This window comes from Streptomyces griseorubiginosus, assembly GCF_001514195.1.
Taxonomy (GTDB): Bacteria; Actinomycetota; Actinomycetes; order Streptomycetales; family Streptomycetaceae; genus Streptomyces; species Streptomyces griseorubiginosus.
In genome coordinates, this window is sequence record NZ_KQ948746.1 from 197976 (window position 1) to 206238 (window position 8263).

Sequence of the window (8263 nt, forward strand, 5' to 3'; positions counted from 1 at the left end):
GTGACCGGCCACCCCGGGATGCGGGCCCGCCCGCCCCGCGGGACGCTCCAGACATCTGGAGGTTCACGATGGGTTCCGTAAGACTCACTCTCTGTGGCACGGCCCTGGCCGTCGCCGCCCTCACCCCCGTGGCGTACGCGGCGGACGGCGGCAGCGTCTCGGTCACCCCTTCGACCCCCGCCCCCGGCGCCGACCTCACCCTGCGGGTGAAGGGCTGCGCGGGGAAGACGGCGACCGCCGCCTCGGCCGCGTTCGTCGCCGACGCCCGGCTGACGGGGTCCGGCGGCAGCCTCGCCGGCGAGACCCGGGTCCGCTCCTCGATCAAGCCCGGCGCCTACGACGTGAAGATCACCTGCGTCGACTTCGTGGTGAAGGGCCGCATCACGGTCGTAGCGGCGAAAGGGGCCACCACCGCCCCCTCGGCCACGGCACCGGCGTCCCCCGCCGCCCCCGTCGACGCGGGCGGCGGCTGGAGCGCCACCCATCTCTCCGCCATGCAGCCCCGCGCCACCGGCCCCGGCACCGGGCACGCGGTGACCGGGCTGGTGCTCGCCGGGGTCGCGGGGGTGGCCGTCGTGCTGCGGAGCACCCGCCGGAGCCGCAGGACGGACTGACAGGCGATGTCCGACCGACGCACCGAACGCTTCGCCGACCAGGGCGACGCCCCCGGGCGGGACCGCGGTTCCGGCTCCGGTCGGCTGCTGACCGGTGTGGCCTGGGCGGTGCTGCTGCTCGGGCTGTGGCTGTGGGGGCGCGAGCTGACCGACGTACCGCACGGTCTGACCGCGCCCACCGCCGGTGACGTGGCCGGGATCGGCCGCCCGCCCGGATCCGCCGACCTGCCGCCCGCCGTGAAGCCCCTGAAGGGAGCGCGGCCCCAGCGCGTGGACATCCCGGACCTGGGCGTGCAGGCACCGGTGGTGGCCCGCGGCCTCGACGCGCGGGGCGCCCTCGAACCGCCGCCCTTCGACCAGCCCGGGGTCGTCGGCTGGTACGCGGCCGGGGTGAAACCGGGAGCCGCCGGGACCGCCCTGATGGTGGGGCACGTCGACACCGAGACCCGGCCCGCCGTCTTCTACAAGATCAGCGCCCTCAAGCCCGGTGAGACGGTCCGGGTGGTCCGGGACGACGGCCGCGTCGCCGAGTTCACCGTCGACGACGTCCAGGTCATCACCCGGGACGACTTCGACGCCCACCGGGCCTACGGCCCCCGCGAACCGGGCCGTGCCGAACTGCGCCTGATCACCTGCGGCGGCACCTTCGACCGGACCAGTCGCAGCTACACGGCGAACGTGGTCGTCTCGGCGTATCTGACCGGCACCGGCCCCTAAGTCCAGGAGCCGTGCGGGACTCCAGGAGCCGGTGCGAAACTCCAGGAGCCGATGCGGGACTCCAGGAGCCGGTGCGGGCCCGCACCTGGCCCGGTCGGCAACCCGCTCCCCCCGAAGTCGCCGACCGGGCCGGTCCTCGACCGCGCGCGCCCGGGCTGCGGGAGTAACCCGGCGACGGCGCGGGAGGCCTGGGAGACACGGTGGGTGCCGACTGCGGCCGGGGGCTGGGGCCGAATCGCTACGGAAAGACTCTAGAACGGATGTGCGCCCGGGCCTAGGGGCCGGTCGACGGCAGGCCCGGGCTCCTGGCTCTCCGTCATACGCCCTGGTGACCCGGGCTCCACGCCGGTCCCTCGGGGCCTTCGTCGATCTCCCGGCGCAGTTCGGCGTCGGCCGCGGCACCCTCGATGACCATGCCCGCCGCCCGGTCCAGGGCGAGCCGGCGCCGCCGCGCGTACTGCCGCAGCGCGACGAACGCCTGGTCGGCGCGCACCCCCCCAGCGCTCCGCCAGCATGCCCTTGGCCTGCTCGATACGGACCCTGCTCGACAGGGCCTCCTGCAACTGCCCCGACAGCGTGCGGCATCGGGTGTAGGCGCGGCGGTTCTGGAGGCCGAGCGCGGCGGCGTCGGCGAGGACCTGGGCCACCTCGAGTCCGGGAGGGGTGGCCACGTGGCGCGACGGTGGCGTCGGCACGGACACGTTGAGCGCGCCGAGCAGTTGGTCGCGGCGGCGCAGGGGGACGGCGATGGTGGTCAGGATGTCGTGCCGGAGCGCCCGTTCGGTGAAGCCGGGCCGGCGGGCGGCCGCGTGGGCGACCCGGATGGAGACCGGCGGGACGGGCCTGCCGGAGCCGTAACTCTCCAGACACGGCCCGCCGCCGAGCTGCGTCTCCAGCAGGTCGAGCCCCAGCCGCTCGTACCGGCTGCTCGCGGCCGGCGACACCGGCCGGCCCCCGTCGATCAGCATCACCCCGGCCGCCCGCGCGTTCAGCAGTTCCACACAGTGATCGGAGACCCGTTGCAGATGGCGCGTCGCGTCGAAGTCCTCGGCGAGGGTGTCCGCCGCCTCCACCAGCGCCGAGGCCGGCCGGAACTCCCTGGTGGCGTACCGCATCGCTGAGCACTCCCCTTCACCGACGAGCGCCCCCGTACAGGCGCGCACCTACCCGGCCCTCCCGGCGCTGTAACAGCTCCTGGACAAGGCTCGGACGACCTCGTGGGCGGCGCGTCCGATGTGTCACGATTGAGACTTGCCACAGTGCACCCAGGGGGGAATTGGATGTACGTCAGCAGGCGGGCCAGGACGGCCGGGGCCACCACGGCCGGGGCCAGGACGGCGACCCGCGCAGGGGCCTGTGCGGCGGTGCTGGGGGCGGCACTGCTGCTGGCCGCGTGTTCCACGTCGGACGGCGGGAACGAGGGGGACGAAGGCGACAAGCCCGGTGCGGGCATCACCCAGCAGCCCAAGGAGGCCGACCCGTTCTGGGTCAACCCGGACGGCAACGCGGCCCGGCAGGTCGCCGCGTACGAGAAGAGCGGCAAGGACGCCGAGGCCGGGCAGATCCGCAAGATCGCCCAGCAGCCCACCGGCGAGTGGATCGGCGTGGAGCAACCCGAGCAGGAGGCCCGCGGCTTCACCGAGGCCGCGGACAAGGCGGGCCGCAGGGCCCTGCTGGTCCTCTACAACATCCCGCACCGCGACTGCGGCCAGTACTCCCAGGGCGGTGCCGCCGACGGCGACGCCTACCGGGCCTGGATCGACGGCGTGGCGGCGGGCATCGGCGACCGCGCGGCCACGGTGATCCTCGAACCGGACGCCGTACTGCACCTGGTCGACGGCTGCACGAAGGACGAGTTCCACGAGGAGCGCTACAACCTCCTCAGCGGCGCCGTCGAGAAGCTCAAGTCCCTGAAGAACACGAAGGTCTACCTGGACGCGGGCAACGCGGGCTGGGGCCACCCCGACCAGATCTACGAGCCCCTCAACCGGGCGGGCATCGCCGAGGCCGACGGCTTCTCGGTGAACGTCTCCAACTTCTACTCCACCGAGGACTCCATCGCCTACGGCAGGCAGCTCTCCGCGAAGGTCGGCAACAAGCACTTCGTCATCGACACCAGCCGCAACGGCAACGGCCCGTACAAGTCCGGCGCCGAGAAGGAGCGTTGGTGCAACCCCCCGGGCAGGGCGTTGGGGGAGACGCCGACAATAAAGACAGCGGACCCGCTCGTGGACGCCTACTTGTGGGTCAAGCGCCCAGGAGAGTCGGACGGCGAATGCAAGGGCGGCCCGAAGGCGGGGGAGTGGTGGCCCGACTATGCCTTGAAATTGGCGCGAGGTTAGCCCACTCAGGGGCGCGGGGCTGTATCGATTTGCGGCTCCGCCGCGTGGGCGCGACCAGCCACGAACGCTCCCGCACCCGAAGTCATAGGTGCGGGAGCGTCTTTGGGCCCGGCTTATGGCACGCGGACCCACTGTGCCTTGCTGGGCGTCCCCTGATCATCGTCGACGAACAGCATGTACCACCCCGACTGCACCAGGTTCTTGTTCTGAGGCATCGTCACCTTCACCTGGTCCCCCGACACGGTGAACTTCATCTCGATGGACCGCTGATCCACATCCGTCACATGAGTAGACGCACTGGGCCGGATCAACCGCACCTTCTTGATCACAGAAGCCTGCGGAGAGGTGAACGTCCCGGACGCGCCCCGCGCGATCGTCTGCGGCCCCCCGGACAGCGAAGGACGTGAATCCCGGTACAGATAAGGCGGCGTGTAGATCTCGATCCGCTGCTCGAACACCCCCGGCTTCGTGTTCGCCGCGTCCCCGTACAAGGAGTCGGACCCGAAGAACATCACCCGCCCGTCCGGCAGCAGCAGCGACCCGGAGTGGTAGTTCCGCCCCACGAGGGGATCGGCCACCGACTCGAACGTGTTCGTGTCCGGGTGGTACAGCCGCGCCTGGAGGATGTTGGAGTTCCCGCGCCCGCGGTAGTCCTCCGAGCCCCCGGACACCAGCACGCTGTCGTCGGGAAGGATCGACGCCTGCGGATACCGCGTCCCCTTCTCCAGCGTCGGCCCGTCGACGAAGCGCGGGCTGTCCGCCTTCAGATCGACGATCCGCGTCCGGTTGCTGGACTGCGCGGACTCACCGACCCCGCCCCCGCCGATCACCATGAACTTCTCGTCCTGGGCCGGAGGCAGCAGAACCGTGCCGGAGGTCTCCATCTCCTTGGCGTCGCTGAGTCCCGGGATCTTCGTGAACCTGTTGCTGGCCACGTCCCAGATCCCGGGGTCACGCCCCACGTTGTCCGGCCCGTACCCCGCGTTCGACCCCGAGTAGAAGATCTTGCCGTTCTGCATGAGGAACAGCGCGGGGTAGGTCGGGAACTGCCGGATCTTCGGCGTGTACGTCCACTTCTTGGTCTTCGGGTCGAAGACCTCGTTCTTGCCCGGCACCAGCTGACCGATGTCGTCGAGCCCGGAGACGCTGAGGATCTTCCCGTCGCTCAGGGTGGTGAGCGTCGGGTACCAGCGGGCCTCCTTCATCGGGTCGACCTTGATGTACTTCTCGGCGACCGGGTCGAACTCGAAGGCGTCCCGGATCCCCTGGAAGTCCTTCTTGTCGAGGGCCAGCTTCTGCGCGATGCCGTAGGTGTTGCGCGCGTCCGCCCCGGTCAGCCCGCGGATCCGGTAGTTGTCCTGGGTGCCGGTCTCGTACTTGCGCCCGCTCTTCTGCGCCTCGACGTAGATCCGCCCGAGCCCCGGGTCGTTGCGCAGGAACTTCCCGGTCTTCTTGTCGAAGACCTTCGTGGCCCGCTCGACGACGACCGGGTCCTTGGAGACGAAGGTCTTGCCGCCCTCCTTGCCGGTGAAGGTGGTGCCCGCCGGCAGGGTGATCGGCTTGTCCGGGTTCTCGTTGTGGACGATCATCAGGCCGCCGGCCTTCGTCACGTCCCCCTTGAGCTTCTCGTACCGCTTGGTGCCACCGGCGATCAGCAGATTGCCGTTCGCGAGCTGGGTGTGCCCGGTGCAGAACAGGTCGCTCGGCGTCGGCACCTTCTTGATCGTGCCCTTGACCGGGTCCCAGATCCGGGTGTCGAACCTCTTCGCGTCGAAGTTGTCCTGGTTGTTGCCGGACCCCGCCACCAGCAGCACCTTCCCGGTGCGCAGCAGCGCCGCGTGGATGGTGTTCTGCCGGTACTCCTTCGGGAACCGGACGATCTCCCACTTGCCGTTCGCGGCTTTGTACTCGGGCTTGTTGATTTGGTACTGGTGGTATTTCGCCGTCCCGAAGCGGTACAGCCACGGGCCGTTCATCCCGGCCAGCGCCAGCACCACCGCCGTGCCGATCGCGAGTCGACGGGCGCGGCGGCGGCCTGCACGGTCGTTCATTCCTTACGTCCCCCGAATCCACCGAGGGCGATCTGCATCGTCTGGTCCTTGCCCTCGTCCTGCGTGTGCGTCTCCGCCCAGCTCGGCTTCTGCGCCGGGGCGTGCGGGGCGGCGGCAGCCGTCTGTGGCTGCGGTTGCGGCTGGTGGTACGGCGTCCGCGCCTCGGCGTGTGCCGGCAGTTGGGCCGGGACCACCGTCTGCGGTGGTGCTCCGGCGGACTTTTTGCGGGTCTGCCGCAGCATGTGCCGCCAGGTGAGGATCGGTGTCGCCGTGATCAGCATGGCGAAGGTGGCCCAGATGATCATCGCGGGGTGCGAGTGCCCCAGGGCGACGCCGACGCCGATCGAGCCGCCGAAGATCGCGATGAAGTACCAGTGGTAGCGGAAGGTGCCGAACCACCGGTCGGGGCTGGCCGAGTCGCCCTTGGGCGTGACCACGAACTTGCTCTTGCGCCGCAGCACCGCGTCGACCAGCGCCTTCGCGTACAGCGGGGCGGACAGCGCCGACATCACCATGCCCGCGACTCCGCCGGAGCCCTCGGGCTCGTGCGGGGAGACGTTGTGGCGGCGGTTCCAGATGTACAGGCCGATCTGGAGCGCGGAGGCGTTGCCGTAGAGCATCAGCCACACGGTCGGGTCGATGTTCACACCCGAGGCGCCCAGGCCCAGGAACAGCGCGCAGCTCAGGGCCGCGAGGATCCAGTTGAGGGCGGACATCGGGTAGAAGATGATCATCATCGTGTAGTTGAAGAGCTTGGTCGGCGGCAGCGAGTACCAGCCCTTCCAGTACTGCTTGAGGATCGTCTCGTACGTCCCTCGCGACCAGCGCATCTGCTGGGTGAAGAAGTCGGTCCAGGCGCTGGGTCCCTCGCCGACGGCGAGGACGTCCGGCGTGTAGACCGAGCGCCATTTCCTCCCGGTGGCCGGGTTCTTGTGGCGGTGCATCTCGAACCCGGTCGCCATGTCCTCGGTGATCGAGTCGTAGAGCCCGCCGATCTGCTTGAGCGCGCTGATCCGTACGGCGTTGGAGGTGCCCACGAACATGGGGGAGCCGTACTTGTTGCCGGCCCGCTGGATCAGGGCGTGGAAGAGGAACTGCTGGGACTCGGCGGCCTTGGTGACGAAGTTGTCGTAGTTGCCGTAGACCTGCGGGCCGATCACGAAGCCGACGTCCGGGTCGCGGAAGAAGCCGAGCATCCGCTCCAGGTAGTTGGGCAGCGGCACGTGGTCGGTGTCCACCGAGGCGAAGAAGTCGTACTCGTCGCCGTGCGCGTCCAGCCAGGCGTTGTAGTTGCCGTGCTTGGTCTTCGCCCGGTGTGCCCCCTTGGGCTGGTTCCACTTCTCGACGCCCTTGCGGGAGAAGTGGTGCACACCGAGGCGCGCGCAGACCTCCTTGACTGCCGGGTCGTCGCCCTCGTCCAGGAGCCAGACGTGCATGAGGCCCCGGTGGCGGATCCTGACTGCGGCTTCCAGGGTCTTCGTCACCATCTCCAGCGGCTCCTTGCCGGGCACGAAGGAGGTGAGGAAGGCGACTCTGGTACCGGTCTCGGGCACCACGGGGATCGGGTCCCGGGCGACGAGGGTGGCGTGCGCGTTGGACAGGACGTTCATGCAGCGGAAGAACTCGATCAGGCCGATCGAGACCAGCATGACGATGTCCAGGGCCGGCAGCCACGAGAAGGCCGGGTAGTCACGCTCGGTCCAGTGCTCGGGCTGGAGCAGCCAGGCCAGCAGGACCAGGGAGAGCAGCGGGGCCGCGGCGAGCATCAGGGCGACTCTGATGCGGTGCGGCTCCTGTGAGATCAGCGAGCGGTACTGGACCTTGTAGGGCTTGTCCGGGTCGGGCTGGGTGAGAGGACCTGCCAGTCTGCTGTAGTGCTCGTAGTCGTACTTCGGAAGCGTCCTCTCCGTGCGGCGCAGCGTGCCGGTCCGATGCGAAGGCAGCCTGAACTGTGTGGTTTCGGACGGGTCGAAGTTCTGCCGGGCGCCCGTCGGCGTCGACGTCATGAGTCATCCCCCCACACGCGGACGCGGCCGCGTGTTGTCGTTTCCTTACGGCTGGTCCGGTCCCCCTCGACCTTCACAGCCGTATCAGTGGTGGGCCGCAGTCACCACAATCCTCACCATGTCAGACATGTGAAAGCGGCCTTCCGGTTGCAGACGCCCCCTCCGGCATCCTCAGCAGCGGGGCCCCTTTCCCCGCAACTCTGGCAACCGTCTCCTTGCCCCCCAACTGCCGCGTATACGCAGCATCTTGAAAACCAGGGTTCTACGGTGCTCATCATGATCGCAAGATGCGAAACGCGGTGTTTACCGGTCATACGTGTTCATTGTTGCGCCTGTCGCACAAGAAGACCCACGCTTTGAGAAACCGCCCGCCGGGACCCCCACACCAAGAGGAATCATCGAATACGCGTGCGCCTCGACGAGGGGGCTCGCTTTCACGGAGGGCCTTCGATCGCACGTGCGCGTTGACGCGAGACTCCGGCAACGCCGAAGGCCCCCCGTTTCCACGGAGGGCCTTCGATCACGCGTGCGCC

At 69.4% G+C, this 8263-nt stretch carries 6 protein-coding genes; 3 read left to right on the forward strand and 3 right to left on the reverse strand.

The window, feature by feature from the left end:
• Positions 1-68: 68 nt before the first annotated feature.
• Positions 69-614, forward strand: a complete 546-nt coding sequence (locus AQJ54_RS38955; RefSeq protein ID WP_062031240.1) for a hypothetical protein — start codon at positions 69-71, stop codon at positions 612-614.
• A gap of 6 nt (positions 615-620) precedes the next feature.
• Entirely contained in the window at positions 621-1331 is a 711-nt protein-coding gene (locus tag AQJ54_RS38960) for a class F sortase (RefSeq protein ID WP_062245817.1), read from the forward strand.
• 251 nt (positions 1332-1582) lie between these two features.
• On the opposite strand, the gene AQJ54_RS38965 is transcribed toward AQJ54_RS38960, so the two are convergent.
• A complete protein-coding gene (locus AQJ54_RS38965) occupies positions 1583-2446 on the reverse strand; it encodes a GAF and ANTAR domain-containing protein (protein WP_248845524.1) in 864 nt (287 codons plus the stop codon).
• 165 nt (positions 2447-2611) lie between these two features.
• On the opposite strand from AQJ54_RS38965, the gene AQJ54_RS38970 reads away from it, so the two are divergent.
• Complete coding sequence (locus AQJ54_RS38970; RefSeq protein WP_062245819.1) at positions 2612-3673, forward strand: glycoside hydrolase family 6 protein; 1062 nt, start codon at positions 2612-2614, stop codon at positions 3671-3673.
• A gap of 113 nt (positions 3674-3786) precedes the next feature.
• Here AQJ54_RS38970 and glxA read toward each other — a convergent pair whose 3' ends face one another.
• Complete coding sequence (gene glxA, locus AQJ54_RS38975) at positions 3787-5724, reverse strand: radical copper oxidase GlxA (RefSeq protein WP_062031227.1); 1938 nt, start codon at positions 5722-5724, stop codon at positions 3787-3789.
• On the reverse strand, positions 5721-7730 hold the full coding sequence (locus AQJ54_RS38980) for a glycosyltransferase family 2 protein (RefSeq protein WP_062245821.1): 2010 nt from the start codon (positions 7728-7730) through the stop codon (positions 5721-5723). Before AQJ54_RS38980 ends, glxA begins: the two co-directional genes overlap by 4 nt.
• Positions 7731-8263 lie beyond the last annotated feature (533 nt).